Origin of the sequence: Chloroflexus sp. (genome assembly GCF_034431535.1) — a bacterium.
In the GTDB taxonomy this organism is placed as follows: Bacteria; Chloroflexota; Chloroflexia; order Chloroflexales; family Chloroflexaceae; genus Chloroflexus.
The window spans coordinates 15,660-37,500 of the sequence record NZ_DAOUDC010000048.1; the positions used below are offsets into that span (position 1 = coordinate 15,660).

General features: G+C 59.1%; 13 protein-coding genes. 5 read left to right on the forward strand and 8 right to left on the reverse strand.

Annotated features, from left to right (window positions below):
- Nucleotides 1-37 precede the first annotated feature (37 nt).
- Entirely contained in the window at nt 38-1,294 is a 1,257-nt protein-coding gene (locus U9R61_RS11190; RefSeq protein WP_322488899.1) for a glycosyltransferase family 39 protein, read from the forward strand.
- A 60-nt stretch (nt 1,295-1,354) separates the two neighbouring features.
- Here U9R61_RS11190 and U9R61_RS11195 read toward each other — a convergent pair whose 3' ends face one another.
- Nucleotides 1,355-2,743, reverse strand: coding sequence for a S41 family peptidase (locus U9R61_RS11195; protein ID WP_322488900.1), 1,389 nt, complete (start codon nt 2,741-2,743; stop codon nt 1,355-1,357).
- Nucleotides 2,744-2,874: 131 nt separating this feature from the next.
- Between U9R61_RS11195 and U9R61_RS11200 the strand changes: the two genes are divergently transcribed.
- From U9R61_RS11200 to U9R61_RS11210, 3 genes are all read left to right on the forward strand, one after another.
- Nucleotides 2,875-4,011, forward strand: coding sequence for a PLP-dependent aminotransferase family protein (locus U9R61_RS11200; RefSeq protein WP_322488901.1), 1,137 nt, complete (start codon nt 2,875-2,877; stop codon nt 4,009-4,011).
- 304 nt (nt 4,012-4,315) lie between these two features.
- Entirely contained in the window at nt 4,316-5,251 is a 936-nt protein-coding gene (locus U9R61_RS11205; protein WP_322488902.1) for an RluA family pseudouridine synthase, read from the forward strand.
- An 87-nt stretch (nt 5,252-5,338) separates the two neighbouring features.
- A complete protein-coding gene (locus tag U9R61_RS11210; RefSeq protein ID WP_322488903.1) occupies nt 5,339-6,856 on the forward strand; it encodes a hypothetical protein in 1,518 nt (505 codons plus the stop codon).
- A gap of 11 nt (nt 6,857-6,867) precedes the next feature.
- Here the strand turns inward: U9R61_RS11210 and U9R61_RS11215 are convergent, their stop codons facing one another.
- From U9R61_RS11215 to U9R61_RS11235, 5 genes are all read right to left on the reverse strand, one after another.
- Entirely contained in the window at nt 6,868-7,251 is a 384-nt protein-coding gene (locus U9R61_RS11215; RefSeq protein ID WP_322488904.1) for a TIGR04086 family membrane protein, read from the reverse strand.
- Nucleotides 7,248-7,385 (reverse strand): hypothetical protein, encoded by a 138-nt coding sequence (locus U9R61_RS11220; RefSeq protein WP_322488905.1) that lies wholly within the window; start codon nt 7,383-7,385, stop codon nt 7,248-7,250. The genes U9R61_RS11215 and U9R61_RS11220 overlap by 4 nt, the downstream gene beginning before the upstream one ends.
- A gap of 7 nt (nt 7,386-7,392) precedes the next feature.
- Nucleotides 7,393-7,650: a hypothetical protein gene (locus U9R61_RS11225; RefSeq protein WP_322488906.1), complete on the reverse strand. Its 258-nt coding sequence runs from the start codon at nt 7,648-7,650 to the stop codon at nt 7,393-7,395.
- A 436-nt stretch (nt 7,651-8,086) separates the two neighbouring features.
- Complete coding sequence (locus U9R61_RS11230; protein WP_322488907.1) at nt 8,087-8,392, reverse strand: hypothetical protein; 306 nt, start codon at nt 8,390-8,392, stop codon at nt 8,087-8,089.
- A gap of 58 nt (nt 8,393-8,450) precedes the next feature.
- Complete coding sequence (locus U9R61_RS11235) at nt 8,451-9,176, reverse strand: ABC transporter ATP-binding protein (RefSeq protein WP_322488908.1); 726 nt, start codon at nt 9,174-9,176, stop codon at nt 8,451-8,453.
- 171 nt (nt 9,177-9,347) lie between these two features.
- Between U9R61_RS11235 and U9R61_RS11240 the strand changes: the two genes are divergently transcribed.
- The gene (locus tag U9R61_RS11240; protein ID WP_322488909.1) at nt 9,348-12,113 is read left to right on the forward strand and encodes a valine--tRNA ligase; all 2,766 of its coding nucleotides are present in this window, start codon (nt 9,348-9,350) and stop codon (nt 12,111-12,113) included.
- Between the two features lie 474 nt (nt 12,114-12,587).
- Here U9R61_RS11240 and U9R61_RS11245 read toward each other — a convergent pair whose 3' ends face one another.
- Nucleotides 12,588-13,424 carry an alpha/beta hydrolase gene (locus U9R61_RS11245; protein WP_322488910.1) on the reverse strand — a complete coding sequence of 279 codons (837 nt, stop codon included), beginning with the start codon at nt 13,422-13,424 and terminating at the stop codon, nt 12,588-12,590.
- On the reverse strand, nt 13,421-21,778 hold the full coding sequence (locus U9R61_RS11250) for a GAF domain-containing protein (protein WP_322488911.1): 8,358 nt from the start codon (nt 21,776-21,778) through the stop codon (nt 13,421-13,423). The genes U9R61_RS11245 and U9R61_RS11250 overlap by 4 nt, the downstream gene beginning before the upstream one ends.
- Nucleotides 21,779-21,841: the final 63 nt, after the last annotated feature.

Genomic DNA, 21,841 nt, shown 5'->3' on the forward strand with positions numbered 1-21,841 from the left:
TACGACGACACGCCAACTTTCTACTTTGATGTTGTCGATGAACCGGTTTGATCGCCTCTTGTGGCTGCTGACCTTGATCGGGTTAACGATCCGGGTGGCAGCCGTTTTCGTGCTCAATGATTATCGCGCGCCAATCACCGCCGAATACGGGATTGTGGCCCACAATTTGGTTGCCGGCAAGGGGTTTTCCGGCGGCGGCTGGCTTGGCCCCGAACAGCCGACAGCGCTCAATACGCCGCTCTACCCGTTATTGTTGGTGTTTTGGTTATGGATCGGCATACCACTGCCGTTTCTGGCCGTTGAGTTGGTGCAGGCAGTCCTCTCAGCCCTCATCATTTACGTGATCGGCAAGATTGCCGCACAGGTGTTCGCTCCGGTGGTTGGGGTTATCGCGGCTGTAGCGACAACGGTTTATCCGCCCTTGATCTATTTTTGTAAGCAGATTTCGCCGGCGATTTTGACCGCGTTTTGTACCGCGCTCGTTTGTTATGCCATCGTGCTGTTTTTTGCGCATCCAAACCGGAAACGCGCGGCGCTGCTTGGTTTGGTTTGGGGCGTCGGGTTGCTGGCCGAGCCGATCTTGCTGGTAGCTGCGCCGGGAGCGGCCTTGCTCTATTGGTTCCGGCAAACGCCGTCAGCACGGCAACGGAATGTGTTGCTGCTTGTCGGGGCTGCGCTGGTCGCGGCGGTCATCGTCGCGCCGTGGACGGTGCGCAACTATCTAGTGTTTCACCGCTTTGTGCCGCTTAAAACTTCGTTTGGCCTCAATGTCTGGATGGGCAATAATCCCAACGCTACCGGCTTGCTCTACACCATGGCCGGTGAACCGATGCCGAATACACTCGCGCCTGAGCGAGCGGCCTATCTCGCTACCCTCAACGAAGCCGAGCGTTATGCCGTGTTGCAGCGTGAAGCGTGGCAGTGGATCGCTGCCCATCCCGCTCGCTTCCTTGAGCTGACCATCAAGCGGATCGGGTATCTGTGGCTCATTTCGCCGACCTTCCAGATCACCAGCGAAAACATTGCTGAGCCGGGGTACTTTTACCTTATACGCTACGCGATCCAGATTCCCCTGTTGCTGCTGGCATTGATCGGTGCGGTAATCGCGTATCGTCGCTACCGGGCAGCGTTATGGCTCTGTCTTTGGTGGCTGGTTGCGTTTACCGCTCCCTACGCCATTTCGGTGGCCGGTAATACTCGTTATCGACTGCCGGTCGAGCCGATCTTGCTCATGTTGGCTGCGGTGGTGGGGTCAGTGGCGTGGCGCTGGTGGCAAGGCCGGGTACAGAGATGACGCTGCGCTGACGTGCGGCTATCGTCCCTGGTGAGGCGAGAGCCGCACGGCCGTGCCGCGTTACTTGAGGAGATTAATCGCTGCTTGCAGTTGCGGGTCTTCTTCCGGCGGGAAGCGCCACCATTCCGCTTCAATCAGCACATCGGGTACGACGCCGGTACCCTCGATCAGCGTGCCATCAGGCAGTTGATAAGCGACTTCGGCCAGTAGCAAACGCGATCCATCGCTAAACTCGTACCCGTAGAGATTTTCGGTATTGCCCGCCGATGGTACGCCGACAATCGTGGCTTGGCGCAACACCCGCATCCCGGCGGCGAACATCTCGGCGGCGCTGGCCGTCTCTTCACTAACGAGCACCGCCACTGGAATGTTGGTGAGACCGGGGATGGTGCGTCCGCGCGGAATGCGTTGCTCTTCCCGATCGCGCCGCCCAACCGATGCGCCGATGCTGCCGCCATCTTGGAAGAGGGCGATGATGTTGCGCATCACGTGAATGTAGCCGCCGCTGTTGTCGCGCACTTCGATGATCATCCCGCGCACTGGCCCGCTGGCCAGCAGGCTGGTGAGCGCATCGCGGGCTTGCGTGTCAGCGTTATCGACATAAAAACTAGGAATGGTAATCAAGCCGATGTCACCGGCCAACCGCTCGGCGGTCACCCGGTTGAAGATAGCGATATCGATCACGGCCCGCATCACCTCAACGTCCCGCGGCGGCTCGTCGCCGCGCTTGATCGTCAGCCGCACCGTGGTGCCGGGGATGCCGCGCACTGCGCCAATCGCGCCGGCAGGGCCAAAGGCGTCGGGGTCATTAAACGGTATGCCATTCACCGTTACAATCAGGTCTCGCGGGCGCAACCCAGCCTGATCGGCTGGCCCGCCGGCAACGACCCGCGTGATCAAACCGCCTTCATCAATCGTGCGCACACTCACGCCAATGCCGCCATACTGCAATTGGCCGCGCGCTTCAGCGATCTGAGCCGCCACTTCTTGCGGTGACTCGTACCGCGAATGCTCATCGCCAAGCTGCGCGATCATATCGCGCATAATTGCGTAAAACTCTTCCGGCGTCGCCGCAGCTTCAACTTTTGGTTGCAATTCGGCGCGTACTGCCTGCCAATCGAGCCCGTTATAGTCTTCGTACAAATAATTGTCGCGCACCGTTTCCCACACTTGCTGAAAGATTTGCAGGCGCTGATCTCGGCTCAGCGGGGCAAGGGTCGGGGTTGGCGCGATAGTTGCTACTGGTGGCGCCGGGGTTGGCGAAAGGTTCCAACCGTTCACAGCGCCGCCTGCCGGCGCAGGGGTTTCGGCTGGCAACGGGATGCGGGTCGCCGGCGCTGCCGGCCGATTATAGCCGGTGATCGTTAGCTCTGGCTCGCCGCGCCCAAACGTGCAGCCGACAATCGCCAGCGTGGTGAGCAACAGCAGAATGATTCGTAGGCGATGCATAACGTTTATAACCATAGATACCCTTGGTTCAGAGCAGGTTGCTGCTCAACAGTATGATACCATTAGCGTTATGCCTGCGCGGTGAGAGCTTGCTTAGGAACGTGGCGCCGGCATAAGACGAGAGAGACCGTATGTTGCCAGATATTCAATTCGTGCAACGACCGGGGATGATCGAGTTCGGTTGGGGTCATCTTGCCGCCGAGCTGTTGCCACGTGCCGAAGTGTTGCGCGCCGCAACGTGGACATTGACCAACGATGCGCCGGCTGCGTTGACCTATGGCTATGCCCAAGGGCCAGGCCGGCTGTTGGCCCTGTTGGCCGAACGATTTGCGGTGCCCGAAACCGAGCTGATGATTACCGGCGGTACATCGCAGGCGCTCGATATGCTCTGCAAGCAATTCACCAAACCGGGTGACGTGGTGCTGGTCGAAGCGCCAACTTACCATCTGGCCTTGCGGATCTTTCGTGACTATGCTCTCCGGTGCGTGACGGTGTCGGGTGATCAGCAGGGGTTGCACGTGAATGCGGTGACGGCGCTGGTCAAGCTCTTGCGCAGCCGGGGCGAACGGGTCGCCTTTCTCTATCTAGTGCCGACCTACAATAATCCCAGCGGCGTCACGTTACAGGCTGAGCGGCGGGCTGAATTGGCGCGCGTGGCAACCGCGTTAGAATTGACTGTGATCGAGGACGAGGCATACGCCGAGTTGTGGTATGATGCGCCGCCGCCGCCGCCGATTGCGAGTTTCGCTCCCGGCGGCCCGCTCATCCGGCTGGGCAGTTTTGCCAAAGTGCTGGCCCCCGGCCTCCGGTTAGGCTGGATGCAAGCGCCGGCCGCCGTGATTCAACGCTGCACACAGGCGGGTATGCTCGACAGTGGCGGCGGGGTGAACCATTTCACAGCCCATGTGGTATTGGCGCTCTTGCAGGCCGGCGATTTTGAGCCGCATCTGCTGCATTTGCGGGCAGCGCTACGGGAGCGCCGCAATACGTTGCTGGCTGCATTGGCCCGCTCGATGCCACCCGGTGTTACATGGCGTCCGCCGCTGGGTGGGTTTTTTGTCTGGTTGCGGACGCCGGCCACGGTTGACACTACGGCGCTGCTGAGCCAAGCCGAAGCGGCGGGGGTTTCCTACATTCCCGGCGAACGGTTTTATGCTAATGGCGGCGGTCGTAACGAGCTACGGCTCGCCTTTTCGATGGTGTCCGAAACCGAGCTGGTCGAAGGCGCGCGCCGGTTGGGTCAAGTGTTGAAGCGGGCTATCGGTTAGCGTAAGCTTGCCGGCCTGCCATCAGGGTTATGGGGCGCAGGCCCGTCAAGGGTTGAGGAGAGGATAGAACATCCCCTATTTGATCGCTGTACGATGCCTCGACGCTCGGCGCTGCGCTTCCCTCTCCCGCCGCGAGGTGGGAGAGGGACTGGGGATGAGGGTGAAACAGTGCATCGCAACGCCATCAACCACAGCTACGCTCATGGGTTCTGTTTGCTCTTGAACCGCCAGGGGTAAGTGAGGAGCGCGGGTCGCCGGCCCGCAGCAACAGTTCGTCGCGTTGCGAGACCGTTTGGAATCACGCATGTCTCCCGCCTCCATTTCGTTGTTACTAACGAGCGATGATGCTGGCCTTCCACTCGGCGCGATCGTCGTCGAACGCTTGGGCGAGGTTGGCCGGCAAGCTGCTGCCCGTGGCGGCCTGTGGTTGCACCGGCACCGGGTGACGCCTGACACGCCGGCCACTGCCGGCGAGACGCTGCTCGTGCGGCTGCCGCCGGCGGGTGGCTACTGCGACGCGCCAGTAACCTTGGCTCACATCATCTACGAAGACGATGATCTGCTGGTGATCAACAAACCACCCGCCTGTTACGTCGGCGACACGCCATGGGATACGCAGGGCAGTGTGCTGGCGGTCTTGACGCAGTTGCTCGCTGCACGCGACGGCCAAGTGCCAACCCTCCATCTTGCCCACCAACTCGACTTCGGTACCTCAGGGATCCTCGTGCTCAGCAAGCATCCCCGCGCCAACGCGCCGCTCCATGCCGCCTTCAACCGTGGTCAGGCGCAGAAACGGTATCTAGCGGTATGTACTGACTCTATGCCGGCGCAGGTGGAACTGGAACTGGTGACTGGCCATGGCCGCGCTGCCGGCGGGCGCTGGCGCCTCTACGATCGGTCAGAGATCGGGCGAGCATTACCTGATGGCCAGCGCGTCAAATTGGCTCATACCCGCTTCATACTGCGCCGCCAATTCACCCAAGCCGCGCTGGTATCGGCTATTCCGTTAACTGGACGCACGCACCAGATTCGTCTCCATCTCGCTTCGTTGGGCTGCCCGATCCTCGGCGACGAACGCTACGGCGGGCCAACGACGATTGCCGGTCTAACGCTGGCCCATCCGCTCCTCCACGCCGCCGAACTCAGCCTGCCGCATCCGCGTGACGGCAAGCCGCTGCACCTCTTCTGCCCGCCGTCGCCGGTGTTTGTGACGGCTGTTTCCCGTCTAGCCGGCGGCTAAGCGTATAGTACTATGCTACAATGTCTGAAATATCTCCAAGTAATTGCTTGGCACCTCGAGCGCTGCTATCGCTTTACGAGTATACCTATGCCGACCGAAGAACATCAACCCGACCTCACCGGCGCAATCCAAGCAGTTCTCGATGCGCTGCAGCGCCAAGCGCGCAACGATCACGAATTGCGCCGCCATCTGCGCGTGATTGGCGCCGCGTTGCTGAGCATTGCCGGTGATCATAACGATGCGTTCGTGAAACTCCCTAGTGAAGGTGAGAGCAGCGGATCATCCGCGCTGCAAGCAGCAGATGTCGCTGATGGTCGAGCGTATGCAACGGTTGATGCGAGTGTCCTAGCACAGCCACTGGCAACGGATGATGATATTAAGCGTTTAGCCGCTCATTTTGCTGGCGAGCTTGATGCTGCCGATCAACCGGTTTCTCCATTGCCTAGTACGCCATCTGATCAAGACGAAGCGATCCAACTTGCCGAGTTGAGCGATTGTTTTCAAGCCAAGGCTGCGTATATTCGACAGGCGTTAAGCTCATCAGGGAAGAATTCGCTCGAACCGTCACCTTGCACGCAATGGATTGGTGCCAAACTCAAGCAATCGGCCCAATCTCAGCGATCTGATTGGGAAGTATTCGCTGGTTCATGCGAAGTGGTGGCGCTGATTGCCGATGCACTGAGCGAAATAGTGAATAACGCAGTGCTCAAGGAGTACTTACCGGAAGGCTTGTTGCTCGCTGCCGAGGCTCAATCTGCAGTTGCCGCCGCAGTGCGGCGATTGTATAAAAAGCCTGATCCGGCGCAAGAGCGTTTCTTCCGGTGGCTGCGGCAACGAACCGACGTCGATCGGGTGTATCTGCCGCGCTATATGTGGCGAGATGATACGGCTGACCCGGATCAGTGGCAAGAACGGCTAGCGCGGGTGCAAGCGTGGCGGGAAACGCTGGATAAAGAGATCTATCGTCGCCGCCACGAGCGTAAATTGTTTGGCAAACTGCGCTACCAACTCAGCCAAGTGGTGGCTGGAGCGGCTGACCAGTGGCCGCGTGCGTTGCAAACCATCAACGCGCTGATCGATCTCGGTGTGCCGCCGAGCCACCGCATGCTGCGCCAGTTGCTGTGGCCGTTCCGTGATCAACTGAACGCTGCTAGCGCCGAATCGCGGCAACTAGGGTGGGTTGCGCGCGAAGTAGCCCGTGCCGCCACCTCGCCATCGGACACTGAACCATTATCTCCCGCCGATCGCGACGAAAAGCTGGTTGAGCAAGTAGCCGATCTCCTGCGCAATACGAGTGTCGTCTTGATCGGCGGCGATGAACGACCGCTCGTACGGCAAACGATCGAAGAAGCCTTCGGTCTGCGCGAGTTGATCTGGTGCGATACCCGCCCGCATCAGAGTCATCTCGCGATTGAACCCTTTATTGCCCGGCCCGAAGTCTCGGTCGTGCTCTTAGCCATCCGGTGGGCGAGCCATAGATTAGGCGCGGTGCGCGAGTTCTGTGAACGCTATAATAAGCCGTTCGTGCGGTTGCCGGCCGGTTATAGCATCAATCAAATTGCGTACCAGATTTGGGAACAGGCCAGTGAACGGTTGCGCGCATAGCCGAAGAACACCTAACCCACCCGTGGCGAGCACCGCACCCGTCCGGCTAGCGTCCCGCCTACTGCGCCGAAGGCGCAGCCAATCACTTGCCCCAGCAACAACAATGGCGGCACAACGATCCCGACGTTAGCGATGGCTGCGACCAGAATCCCAACTACTCCCACCAGCAAGCCATGCATCGCGTAGGAATTATCGGCCAGCCACCCGGCGACAAACCCGCCTACGCCAGTCAAACTAGCGCCGATCAAGATTAAAAGCACATGGATTGGGTTGGATAAAGATGGATCGGTAAACACTGCACTATGCCCGGTGACCAAGATGACCACCTGCAACAGGATCGTAAACGCAAAATCGGCCATAAAGCCAGAGATCACCGCCGTCCACCGAATATTCACGGCTTTTCCTTGAGGATGATAACGCCAAGGCGCAACAGCTTACCGGTATACGCGCTGGCATCAGTGATTATGCCAGCGCCAATATCGTAACACAATCCGCTGCGTGCCACTGCATTCGCCGGTTGCGTTGGCATCCTCGCGTCAACTTGCCATTCGCCAGACAAAGAGAAAGACGAGCAACGAGATCTGCAAGGCATGAGCGACATCGTACCGCGCCGCGACCCAAAATTCTTCTTGGCCTAACCACCACCAGATCCGGTTGAGACCGGATCGCACCCGAATATCGCTATCCCACCGTTGCAACTGTGAGACACGAGCTAAGCGTAATAACCGGCGAAGACTGTTGGCGAGCGTAACCATCCACGCTCCCGCAACCAGTAGTTGCAGTAGCACCTCCATGCAGCGCACTCCTTTGATGTGGTGTTGTGGTTTGCGTCAGTGGGCGCCGGCGCTGGCGCAGAGTGATCACAAGATCACTCTTTGTACGTAGTATGCACTGATTTTGCCCAAATGCGCAAGGGGGATGTGCGGAAAATTTCCTGGTTGCGGGGTGGATGTTATCCTATGGGAGCAATATTCTCATGGTCAGTGCGGGCGCCGCGCCACCGTCTCCCGCCCCCCTCCTGCCATTGCGAGCGGTCGGAGGCGGCGACGCTATCCCCTGCGAGGACGGGACTCATCCCCTCCCGCACCACTGTCGCTGAAGGGGGAGATTGCTTCGGTCGGGAGCCTCCAGTCACGCTGGGGAGCGCCGCTCCCTCGCAATGACAACCGAACACGTGCTTGCCTAATAACAAGCACATGCGGCAGTGAAACTGCCGCACTCCATATCATTCTAATCGTCGTCATCTCCGGCGATGCGGCGCATCCGAGCCACAATGGCCGCCGCTCCCACCAAGGCGAGCATTGAACTACACATAACCAGCATCAGCCACGTCGCATAACGGCCAAGCAGTGCGCTGATCAGCGATTCTTCTGGCTCTTGCGTAGTACGTGGCGTCATGGCGTTCGTTGTGATGGTGAGTGTGGCGGTCGGCGCAGAAAAAATGCTCATAGCTGCGCTGGCCGGCGGCGCAGCGAGCGCGATCGTGGCGAGAAGAGTTACGAGCAGGACATGGCTCAGGAACGTTCGGTTGTGCATACAGGCGTCTCCGTGACGGCGGCTCACCCGGCGCTATGATAACAAATCTGCCGTCCGGTCATACAATCGCCGTTTCCCGTTGCCACGCAATCGTCCGGTTCTTGACCGGCTGGTCGTCAGCGATCTGGCCGTCGCGCACACTGATGACCCGCTCGGCGTGTTGGGCAACGTCGTGTTCGTGCGTCACCAGAATGACGGTAATGCCCTGCTCGGCGTTCAGTCGCTGAAAAATGCCCATAATCTCGGCCCCGGTGCGTGTGTCGAGTGCGCCGGTTGGCTCGTCGGCCATGATAATTCGTGGTTCGTTGACGAGGGCGCGGGCAATCGCTACCCGCTGTTGTTGCCCGCCCGACAGCTCGTTGGGCCGGTGGTGCAGCCGGTCGCCCATCCCAACGGCCTCTAACGCCATCCGCGCTCGCTCTTGCCGGTCGGGCCGGCCCCTCCCGTACAGCATCGGCAACTCGACGTTGCGCAGCGCCGTGGTGCGCTGGAGCAGCATGTATTGCTGGAAGACGAAGCCGATCTTTTCGTTGCGGATGATCGCTAACTCGTCGTCGGTCAGCTCGCCGACGTTGACCCCTTCGAGCAGGTATTCACCTGAGGTGGGCCGGTCAAGGCAGCCGATGATGTTCATCAGCGTGCTTTTGCCGCTGCCCGATGGCCCCATAATTGCGACCATCTCGCCTTGGTTGATCGTGAGCGAGATTCCGCGCAAGGCATGCACTTCGGTTTCGCCCATGACGTAGACTTTGGTGATATTGTTCAATTGAATCAGCGGGGTCATAACATTCCTTGCCGCAATGGTTGCTGATCTCCGGCGCGCGGCGGTGCGCGGCAGTCCTGATTCGCATTGTACCCGATTTTCCCCGCCATGTGCCTGACATCGCCGGGCCGGAAAGACTGGTATAATAGTTTTTAATGTGACGGTATTCTAGCACTAATTGTTGAGGCATCTATGACCGATCCGGCTGCCGCCCGCCCGCTAGAGATGGATAAAGCCTACGAGCACTGCCTCGTCGAGCAGCGGCTCTACGATTGGTGGGAGCGTAGCGGTCTGTTTGCACCGCGTGATGATGCTCCCCGTCCGCCTTTTGTTATTTCGATCCCGCCGCCCAATGTCACCGGTGAGTTGCATCTCGGCCACGCGATGTTTGTCGCCATCGAAGATCTGCTGATCCGCTGGCGCCGGATGCAGGGCTATCAGACGCTGTGGGTGCCCGGTACCGATCATGCCGGCATCGCGACCCAGACGCAGGTTGAGAAGCTGCTCGAACGCGAGGGAACGTCGCGGCAGGCGGTGGGTCGCGAAGAGTTTTTGCGCCGCACGTGGGAATGGAAAGAGAAGTACGGCGGTGAGATTACGCGCCAGTTGCGCCGGCTAGGTGCGTCGTGCGATTGGTCGCGCGAGCGTTTCACCCTCGATCCCGGTTTATCGCGCGCGGTACATACCGCGTTCAAGCGCCTCTACGACGATGGCCTGATCTATCGCGGCACCTATCTCGTCAACTGGTCGCCCAAGCTGCAAACCGCCGTCAGCGATCTTGAGGTCGAGCACGAAGAGCGTAATGTCTCGATCTGGTACGTGCGCTACCCGATCCGCACTGCCGAGTGGGCCGGCCCGTCCGCGCCGTGGGGGTCAGGCCAGTGGGCCGCCGGTGCGACCGAGTTTATCACCGTCGCCACTACGCGCCCCGAGACGATCTTGGGTGATACGGCGGTGGCTGTCGCCCCCGGTGATGCGCGCTATGCCCATCTGGTCGGCAAAGAGGCGATCTTGCCAGCGCTGGCCCGCCCCATCTCGATCATCACCGACGAGTATGTCGATCCGGAGTTCGGCTCCGGCGCGGTCAAGATTACTCCCGGCCACGACAAGAATGACTATGAAGTTGGCAAGCGCCATCACTTGCCGATGATCAACATCATGAATCCCGATGCGACTCTCAACGAGGCGGGCGGCCCCTACGCCGGCTTGGATCGCTTCGAGTGTCGCAAGGCGATTCTGGCCGATCTCGAACGCGAAGGCTTGCTGGTCAAGACTGAGCCGCACAAGATGAATGTCGGCATTAGCCAGCGCGGCGGCGAAGTAATCGAGCCGCTCCTCTCCGAGCAGTGGTTTGTCCGCACCAAACCGCTCGCCAAGCTGGCGATCGCTGCAGTGCGCGATGGCAAGGTGCGGATCGTGCCCGAACGGTTCGAGAAGGTCTATTTTCACTGGCTGGAAAACATCGAAGATTGGTGCATCTCGCGCCAGCTCTGGTGGGGGCATCGGATTCCGGTTTGGTATATGCCCGACGGTTCAATTGTCGTGCCCGGCCCCGACGAGCCGCCGCCTGCCGCAGGCGTGCAAGACCCCGATGTGCTTGATACGTGGTTCAGTTCCGGTCTGTGGCCATTTAGCACGCTCGGCTGGCCCGACGACACCGAAGACTACCGCCACTTCTACCCCACCAGCGTCATGGAGACAGGGTACGACATCCTGTTCTTCTGGGTGGCGCGTATGATGATGATGGGGTGCTATTTCACCGGCCAGCCACCCTTCCACACGGTCTATCTGCACGGGTTGGTGCGCGACGAGCATGGCCGCAAGATGTCGAAGTCGTTCGGCAATGTGGTCAATCCGCTGGAGGTGATCCAGCAGCACGGCGCCGATGCGCTTCGCTATACATTGGTGACGAGCGGTACCCCCGGCCAAGATGTCAACCTGAACCCGCAGCGAATCGAGGCGGCGCGCAATTTTACCAACAAGATTTGGAATATCACCCGCTTTGTGATTGGCAAACTCGGCGATCTGCCGCGCAACGAGAGCGTGAAGGTGACGCTAGAAGTGTTGCGTGCCGAGGATTTCACCCTCGCCGACCGCTGGATCCTCTCGCGCTACGCCCATCTGGTGGCCGAAGTGGATCGGTTGATGGAAGGCTATAACTTCGGCGAAGCGGGCCGCCAGATCCACGATTTCCTTTGGAGCGAGTTTGCCGACTGGTACGTCGAAATTGCCAAGGTACAGCTCGAAGGCGATGCGCAGCGCGCGCAGCTTACCCGGCGCGTGCTCTTCACCGTGCTCGACGGCAGCTTGCGCTTGCTCCACCCCTTTATGCCCTTCGTCACCGAAGAGGTGTGGCAGTACCTGACTGACGCCTACCAGCGCCCCGATCCCGGTCCTGAGACGTCGTACGCCGAGCTTGGTCTGCGCACGCTCAGCTACGCGCTGTATCCGATGCCGGTGGAAGGGATGCGTGATGAGGCGGTTGAAGCCGATTGGGCTCTGGTGCAAGAGCTGATCGTCGCGATCCGCAATGTGCGCAGCGAGTACAAGGTTGAGCCGGCGAAGTGGGTAGCGGCTACTATCGTAGCCGGTGAGCGGGCCGATCTCTTGTGCGGGCAGGCGCCGCTAATCAGCCGGTTGGCCCGCGTGGCAGTGGATGATTTGACAGTTGTCGCCACGCTGGCCGAGCGTCCGCGGCAGGCGGCCTCGATCGTGATCGGCGCAGTGGAATGTTTCCTGCCTCTGGCCGGCTTGATCGATCTGGCTGCCGAACGTACTCGTCTGCAAAAGGAGCTAGCCCAAGCCGAGGCTGATGTGGAACGGCGCGCTGCCCGCCTCAACAACGAGAGCTTTGTCAGCAAAGCGCCGGCTCACGTTGTACAACGCGAACGTGAGGCACTTGAGGCGGCTCAAGCGGCCTTGGCCCGCTTGCGCGAGCGCATCGCCGAGTTGGAGTGATGCGTACTGTGTTACCCCTTGCCTCATGCGTTTCTCATGCGTTTGAGTGACAGACAGAACAGCTAATCCAACACAATCGCTTCCTGCAAGAGCTACGTGGGCCTGCTAGCCCTCATCCCCGGCCCCCTCTCCCACTTGACGGCGGGAGAGGGGGTGCTGTTGGGAAAGCGAGCGAGGCATTGCTGCCGTGCTCGCGGGAGATTGCTTCGCCATGCTCCGCACGGCTTGCAATAACAAATGGGGGGGCGGTTGTGATTGCGAGGGGGCGTAGCCCCCGAAGCAATCTCCCGCTTCAGCGGAAGTGGTACGGGAGGGGATGCAATCCGTGCTCGCGGGAGCTTGCTTCGCCGCCTTCGGCGGCTCGCAATGACAAATGGGGAACAGAAGATTGCTTCGCTTTACTGCACTGAATGCTCGGTGATTGCTATACGCGGCAATGCCCCGTTTCTCTCATCACCCCTCACCGTCGCTGCGCTACAAATATTCGCGCTGATTGACCCGTCGCCGCCACTCCTCCTTGATCTCAATCGCCGTGCCCTGCGAGACCAAGAAATCGAGCAACAACCGGCCAAAGGTATTCGCCTGTTCGAGGAAGGGGAAATGGCTGGCTTTCGGTAGCACCAACAACTGGATTGGGCGTTCAGCCAATTCGTTGAGGAAGGCAGCGTGGGCCGGATTGACGATCGGGTCTTTGCCGCCATACACCGCCAGCAACGGCGTTTGCAACGAAATAATCCGCGGGCGCAGATCGGTCTCTAAGAGCGATTCGTGGACTTGATTCAGCACCTTTTCGCTCAAGCTTGCTGTATCCTCTTCAATCTCCTGCTGAATTTCGGCATCGGCTACCTGCAACGAACGCACCATTCGCACCCAGCCGTTTTGCGTTGTGTTCATCCCCAGCAAGCGCGACAGCGTACCCGGCTTAATGTGCTGTGCCAGCACCTGCCCGTGCAGCGGCGTCGCCACGGTCAGCAACCGGTTAAACCGGTCAGGGTGCTGATGAGCGGCGATAATCGCCACCATCCCTCCCATGCCATGACCGACTAGTGTGGCGCGGGCAATACCGAGGCGATTCATAAACTGAATTAGCATCTCGACATACGTCGTGACGGTAAATTGATCGCCGCGGCGGTCGCTCTCGCCGAAACCCCAGAAGTCGAAGGCATAGGCGCGATTCCGCTCGGAGGCGATATCCATAATCGGCACCCAATAGCGCCACGATCCCATCCAACTATGCAAGAAGATGATCGGCTGGCCGCGGCCAAAGACTTCATAATGGGCGAGGCGGCTATCGAGGTGGATGACGCTCATAGTTCCACCTCCTCGTTATCAGTGTTGTTGGCCGCCTGTTGCAGCGGGATCGCGAACGAGAAGGTACTTCCCTTGCCTAGCTCGCTTGTTACCCAGATCTCGCCGCCGTGCATCTCAACTAGTTGCTTCGCGATGCTCAACCCTAATCCGGTGCCGCCGGCCACATCGCGCAGCGGGTTGTCGGCACGATAGAAAGGCCGGAATAGTTTCTTGAGTTGTTCAGGCGACATACCGACGCCGGTGTCTTCCACCTCGATCTGCATCATATTGGCCCGGTTCACGAAGGCCCGCACCGTAATCGAGCCGCCCTCGTAGGTGTATTTCACCGCGTTTGAGAAGAGGTTGAAGATGATCTGGCTCACGCGCTTCTGATCGGCGATCACGTATGGCAGAGCGGGTGAGGCGTCGATGCGCACCGTCATCCCCTTGCGCTCATACTCGAGCCGCAACGATTGCACCACTTCATCAATGACCGTTGGGATGTCAACCTGCGTAAAGGTCAACTTCTTCTTCGAGTCAGGTCGCGAGAACTCCAGAATATCTTCGATCAGGGCACGCAGCCGGTTGGTGTTGTTCTTGATGATATTCAGGTAGTTAAGCTGATCGGGCGTCAGGTTAAGGCTAGCCGTCAGCAACAGCACATCGACATAACCCTTGATCGCGGTGAGCGGTGTGCGCAGCTCGTGGCTGACGTCTGAAATAAACTGGCGCTTCTCTTTATCAGCCTCGATTTCGCGCGTAATATCGCGTAACACCGCCACTTCGCCATAATGCTGACCATCAGGGCTGCGCACCGGCGCGATATTGATCGCAATCACCTGCGTGGGGTCGGTTAAATCAACTGACGTGCTAAAGATTCCTTGCGTCTCTCGCATCCGGCGCAAGCCATGCAGAATGCCGTTGTAGATGGTTTGGCCGCGCCGTCGGCTCGCTTCATCTTCGCCGATCTCGGCCAACCGAGACAGTGGTTGGCCGCGCACTTGGTCAGCAACAATCTCCAATACCTGTTCAGCCGCCGGGTTGAAAAGCGTGATCTTTTGTTGGGGATCGAGCACGATCACGCCTTCAGTCATCGAGCGGAACACTGCGGCGCTCCTTGACGACTCCTCGCGCTGCTCTTCGAGCAGCACTGCGTTGCGGAGCGCCAAATCGTTGATAAAACTGTAAAGCTGTGCATTATTGACCGCAGTGGCCACCACGCTGGCGATCGTGCCCAGCAAATTCATTTGCGAGTCGCTGAAGTAGTTCTGTTGCGGGCTTGACAGGATCAGCACGCCGACAGCAGTATCGCTGGTCTGCAACGGTACACCGGCGACTGAGCGCACATCATCGGCGCGACCGGGTTCTTTCAACCAGCGTGGATCGCGATCGACATCGGGAATATTGACCGGCTCGAGATGGCGCATAATCCAGCCGGCCAACCCCTCAGTGCCATTTGAGAAGCGCAAGGGAATGTTCGCTCCCTCGACGTGGCCGCGACCATGCAGCACGGCGCGACATACCAGCACATTAGTGACCGGATCGCGCAGCATCAGCGATCCGCGTTCTACCTCAAGATTTTCCGAGATCAGCTCAAGCGCACGCTGAATAATGATGTTGGTATCAAGCTGGGTGGTTAGCTCCAGCGTGATTCGGTTTACGGCTTCAAGCCGCTCTTTCTCCTCTGACAGCAATCGAGTGGCTTCCTCAAGCTCAGCCGTGCGCTCGCGCACCCGCGCATCCAGATCGGCGGCCAGATTGCTAATCTGATCGAACAGGCGCGCATTCTGAATCGCTTGACTCGCTTGGCTGGCAATCGTAAACGTGACCGCCAGCGTCTCTTCATTATAGGCGTCTGGTTCATTGATACTGATGGTCAGGATGCCAACCAACTCGTTATCAACCAGCAGCGGCGCACCGATCCACGAACCATCGCTCCATCCAAGCTGGCGAAGGTTGCTAAAGCGAGGGTCGCTGTGCGTGTCAGCGATCAAGATTGGCTGGTGCTCGATCGCCATGGTCTGGAAGAGGCTGCTCGCTTCGAGGGCAATGCTGCCATGCGAGAGTATCGTTGGCCCAAAGCCATACGCCTCGACAACACGGAGATCGCCGTAGCCTTCATCGCGCAGCAGCATGGCGGCGCTATCGTATCGCACGATCCGCTGCAATTGGCTGAGCACCAGCGTCTGAATTTCGCGCAGCGCCAAGGTAGACGTGAACGATTGCGCCACTTCGCGCAGCATATCGGCTTGGCGGCGCCGTTTTTGCTCAATCTCGAAGAGCTGTGCGCTCTTGAGAGCTTGCGCCGCTTGATTGACCAAAATCGATAGCAACGCGATCTGATGCGGTGTCCATTCGTGTGGGGTGCGCATGCCGACCCAGATCACCGCCAGCCGCTCTTCGCTAGGGCCAACGGCAATGCCGAGCGCACTGCGCACACCGAGCTTCATCGCGTGATGGTCGCCATTATCGATCTCAGCCAGATCGCTAATCGCGATCGGCTGGTCACGCTGTAATAGCGCAGTCGTCAGACCGTCACGGCGGAAATCAACATAGATGTCTTCGCGAAACTCATACCCATCGATCAAGACTTGCCGTTCGATATTCCCCCGCCGGTCGATCCGGAGCACTGCGCCAAGTTCAGCCCGCAGCAGCCGTACGGCTGCGTCGGCAATAAGCATCTGGATGGTATCTGGATCGAGGGTGCCCGACAAATTCTGCGACACCTCGAACAGTGTACTCATTTCGCTCGCGTTTTGGCGCGTTTCGCTAAACAGACGAGCGTTGTTGAGGGCTACCGCGGCTTGATTGGTGACGGTGGTGACAAAGCGCAGATCGTTCTCGTCAAAGGCATGCTGAGCGTAGCTCTGAATGTTGACGACGCCTAACACTTGGTTGCCATAGATGATCGGCGCAACGAGATATGACTCTTCGTTTGCCGTATCGTCGCCAATCCGTCCTTGGTCAATCAGCAAGCCCATTGCCCGCGCTGCCGCTGCCGTGCCCAATAAGAGCGGCCGCCGGTTGCGAATAACCCAACCGTTTGTGCCACCGCCAAGCGGTCGCGGTTCGAGCCAAATTCGTTCGCCACGGTCGTAGGCGATAGGATAGCTGAGTGTATTGCTGGATTCATCGTACAGGGCGATGAGCGAGGTGCTGGTGTCAATGATCTCGCTGATTCCCTGATGCAGCCGTTCGATCAATTCGTAGATGTCAAGCGAGGCATTAACCGCTGCGCTAGTCCGGTTAATGATCGTCAGCTCAGAGATACGCTGCTCGCGTTCTTCAAACAGGCGAGCATTTTCCAGCGCCGTCGCCGCCTGATCGGCCAGACCGGCTAGCAGCAGCATTTCATCGTTAGTAAACTGGCGTCGGTAATTGGTCATCACACTGAGCACGCCGATGATCTGCTCGCGGTAGATCACGGGCACGCCCATAAATGAGATCAGGTTGTTGCGCTGCTGGTAATTGGGGTAGAGTGATCCGCCCTGCGCATTGACATCTTCAATAATCAAGGGCTGGCCGGTTTCGGCTACCCTTCCGGTAAAGCCCTGCCCGATCGGCACTCGCATGTTGCGGCCTTGCTCGGCTGGAATGCCATCGAGCGCTGCCGGCGTCAATACGTTGCCCTCGCTGATCGTCCACAACGCCACAGTGGTGACGTTCAACTGGCGGCTCACCAGCTCCATCAGCTTATCGAGCACCTCTTGCGGGCGCAGCAACGATGAAAGAATGCGCGCTGCGTCAAGCAGCGTTGACAACTCGCTGACCTTCTGGCGAGTTGCTTCAGCGCTCTGCTGCGCTTCGACAGTGGCGCGCGCTCGCGCGATCGCAGTGCTGGTCTGATTGGCAATCGTTTGGCAAAGCTCGAGCACTTGTGGCGAGAAGGTGCCATGTCGTCCGACAAAGTCGAGCCCGACTGCGCCAATCACTTCGTCGTTGAGAATGATTGGAATAATGCCAATCGACCGAATATCGAGTTCGCGGAAGATCTGGTGCGTTGGCGCAAAGAGCGGATCGTTCTGAGCGTCTTCCGCAACAAGCGGGCGTTTCTCACGGTCGAGCCAGTCAACCGAGGGATTGTCAAACAGTTGAATCCGGAGCTGATCGAGTATGCCGCTCTCGACATATTCGGCGACGGTCGGCGCATATCCGCTTTTGCGGTCGTAGATCACCATGCGCGCCTGATCAACCCCGGTGGCGGCTGCCATCGCATTGACGATCTCTTGGTAGATTGCCTGTAAATCAGTCAGGGCGTTCGTGGTAGCCGCAACGCGGTTAATCAACGCCAATTGCTCGACCTGTGCCCGCGCTCGTTCCAACAACCGGGCATTCTGTACTCCCAGCGCGAGTTGGTTGGCGACGGTGGTCAGAAACGCGCGCTCGCGCTCGCGGTAGATGCCGGGAGTGTAGCTCGTCACCGCCAGCACGCCGACCACGGTTTGATCGCCAACCAGCAGCGGCACTCCTAGCCATGCTGCTGAGACGCGGTCAGAGCCAAACGCTACGGGTTGAAAATCAAACCCGGCTTGCTGAGCTTCCGCTCCAAGATCGGTGAACGCGAGCGGCTGGCGCGTGCGAATGATATGCGCCGTCAAGCTGTCCGGTCTTGGCGGCTCGCGCTGTTCGGTAACGGACTCGATCCCTTCATCTACCTCATAGCAAAAGGTCATTTCATCGCTTTCCGGGTCATACAGGTAAGCGACGAAGGAATCGAGGCTGAGGAAGCTGCGCAGATGATGATACACATCGCGCAGCATCTGCCGCTGATCGAGCGTTGAGGCGATAGTCTGACCAATACGGTTAATGCTGTTCAGCTCAGTGATGCGCTGCTCGCGTTCGGCGAACAAGCGTGCATTTTCCAGCGCAATCGCGAGTTGGTTGGTCAAGCCCGCCAAGAAGCGGAGCGTGCGATCGGTAAAGGCGCCGGCGGTTTCACTCTGCACCGACAGTACGCCAATCACAGCGCCTTGGCTAATCAGCGGTACGCCGATCCACGAACGCACTTGACGGCCTTCACTCACTAAGATTTGCGCTTGGCTGTGCAAGTTGCTCTTCAGCAGATCATCGATCCGTAATGGGCTGCCCTCGTCAATAATTTTGGCGGTCAGTCCCGCTTTCGGCGCCGTGCGTTTGTGATATTCAGCCAACGTCGCGCCGTGTTGCTTGAACAGTTCAAACCGTACCGTCTCTTGCTCAGCATTGTAGCTGGCAATATAGAAGAAGTCCGGCGTGCCAAGGAACGCGACAATCTCTTGATACACCCGTTCGAGGAGTATAGCGAGATCGGTGGTTGAGGTGGCGGCTGCGCCGACGTGGAACAGCGCCGCCATCTCTTCGGCCCGGTCGCGCGCCTCGCGGAGCAAGAGGTGGTTTTCAATCGCAATCGCGGCCTGATCGGCGAAAATCTCGAGCGGTTCAACCATGCGGGCCGTTGGGCGTTGGCGATCTTCGGTGTCACTGGCGAAGATCATTCCCAATAACATGCCATCGGTTGAGTAGAGCGGCACGCAGAGCCGGTCTTCGAGTTGCCATTCATCGCTGCTGCGCTCATCAACGAACGGATGATAATCGAAGATGCTAGTGTCGAAGCCTGCTTCTATCACCCGTGCTTCGTCTGCCGGAATAAAGTACGTCCGGCCAAAGCGGAAGCGTGGATCAAGGTAGCGGGTGGCCAGTTTGAGTGGCAATGGGTGTTGGACCAGACGCGCTTGCTCGCTGAGCGGGATGCCAGCTGCTGCCTCTAGATAGAAGTAATCAGTCTGATCTGGCCGGGTGAGGCAGAAGAGCACGGTGCGCAGCCCGACCGCTTCGATAATGCTATAGCCAATCTGTTCGAGCAGGCTCGCCAACGATTGGTCGGCGCGCAGCGCCTGCCCGATTTCCAACACGTCGTTGAGAATGTCGGCCCGGCGCTGGAGCATCTTCGCCATGTGCTCTAGCTCGAGGTAGTGTTGGGCATTGCCGATGCCGATAGCAGCCTGATGGGTCAGAGCACGCAGGAATTCGACCGCTTCGTAATCGAAATGGCGTGATTGTTCCGCCAGCAGCAAGACGAGCCCATACACGCTGCCCTGATAGAAGATGGGCGCCGCTAGCGCCGAATTTGCATTCGGGCACAGTAACGCCTCGCGCTCGCCTTCGCTGAGATAGTCGCCTAAGGTAGCCTCGCGCTTAGTTAGCGCTTCTTGCGCAGTAAGCACCGCTTGGCCAAGCATACTCCCGATCAGCCGGCTGCGCAGCGGCGGCGTGTAGCCAATCACTTCGACAATGAGGAATGCGCTCGTTTCCGCTTCAACCTCATCAGTCAGCGATTGGTGTAGTAGTTCGGCTAGCGAAGAGTTGTTATTTTGGGCATTGGCCGGGTTAATACGCAACGCTATCAGGCCGTGACTGGCGCCGGTCGCGCGGAGCGCCTGTTCGAGCACAAAGGCAAGGATTTCGTTTTGGTTGAGCGTAATCGCCAGTTGGCTGCCGATCCGTTGCAGCGCGCGCAGTTGTTCGATACGCAACCGCAAGCTGCTATCCACTTGGGCAAACCGGCTAGCATTGGTAATGGCGCGCGCCGATTGGCCGGCCAAAATGCTCAACAATCGTTCATCTTCGGCATTAAAACCGCTGGGTTGGGCAGAAACAAGCTCTAACGCGCCGAGCAGGGCGTTGCCGCTGCGTAACGGGATCCCCAGATAGCTGCGCGCCGGCAGGTTGGTGTTCAGCGTCAACCCGCTCACATCGTCGAGCGTACCCAGCCACGCTGGCGGGAGGCTGAGATCATCGATCCGCAGCGGTCGCTGGTGGCGGGCTACCCACGAGCTGAGTGTGTCACCTTCATCACCTACCCGGCAACGCAGACCCTGCTGGCAAGCGACGCGCAGGCGCTGGTTGCGTTCGTCAAAGAGCGTAATTCGTCCGCCGCTAAATCGCGCCAACTTCGCTGCGCCGGCTAAGGTTGACTCCAGCGTTTCATCCAGCGAGAGATCCGCTGCCAAGAGTTCACTAATCTGTTGCAGCCGTTCCAGTTCGCCGGCGCGCTGTTGGGCGGCATCGTAGAGCCGGCGGTGTTGGACGGTCGTCGTAATCTGCGCACTCAGCACTTGCAGCAGATTCCGTTCGATCTGGTCAAGCATATGAGCCGGGGCCGCATACCCCATCGCCAACAGGCCGACAAACTGATCCTTGCTCCGCAACGGCGTCAGCCACACACTGCGGCAGCCAAAGGTTGCGGCGTGTGCCGCGATTGGGTTGCTCTTGGCCTCAACATTTGTTTCCGCGATTAACACCGGCTCGTTACGTTTGCTCATCGCTTGCAAGGCCGGCGCCAGCTTCATCCGCTCAAACCCGCTCACCCCGCTGGCATGCTCGCTGTAGACGGCGATGGTTTGAAGGTGGCGCGGCTGGTTCGGATCAATGAGATAGACCGCCCCAAAATCGGCTTCAAGCGCCAGCGCCATATTCTCGGCCGCGTGGGCGATCGTCTCTTCGATCACGACCCCTGACCCGATTTCCAGACTTTTCTCGTACAGCACGAAGAGCTCGCGTGCGTGGCGGCTTTCGTGTTGCTGGAGCTTCGTGGCATAGAGCAGCAGGGCAAGCGGGCGGGAAAGGAAGTGAATCGTGTGCGCGGCCTCTGGGCCGGGATTCAGCAACAAGAGCAACCCTACTAGCTCAACACCTACCGAGAGCGGTTCAACCAACAGATCCCATTCGGCAGGTATATCCCGGCGTTGGGTGCGTGTGCGCCATACGCCGCGTTGGAGGGTTTGCAAGGCGATCGTTTGCTCGATGGTTGTATTGTCGTTAATCGCAACTTGTTCGGGAAAGACAGTGTCGCCGGCGCTGCTGACCGCCCGCGTCAGTGTTTGATTGCTAAAATTAATCCAATACAACGCCAGTGCTGTTGCGGGCAATAGCGTCGTCGCTTGCCGGCATAACTGCGCCAGCGCCACGGTCAGATCACTGGTGCCGATGTTTTCAAGCGCGGTATAGCCAAGGGTGCGCAATTGCTCACCCCGCTCGTGGACGCGCGCGCGTTGCCATACACTGAGGAGGGTTGTGATTTGGGTGGTGAGCGCAGTGGTAAAGGCTGCCTCGAACGTAGCCGTGAGCGTCAAGCGGCCATATAGCGATGTGGCATCGCGTAATTCCAGCGCCGTCCCATTCAGCGGCGCATGCCCCCAGACCACGCTTGCCAATTCACGTTCGCTGGTCAGTAGGGTTAAGCGACCACCAACGCCGAGGTGGCGTTCGAGCAACTCGCCGATCAGCGCGCATAGCTCGGCTGGCTCAGTTTGGCTAAGCGGCTGTTGGCTATGCAGAGCCAGTTGGGCGAGTAGTTCCCAACCCTGAGGTGGTGCTCCGGTGATCGTCGTATCCATAGTGTCGCTATCGCTCCTGCTGACATGTTTGGGCTGCACAGGCGACTACGGAATGCATCAACA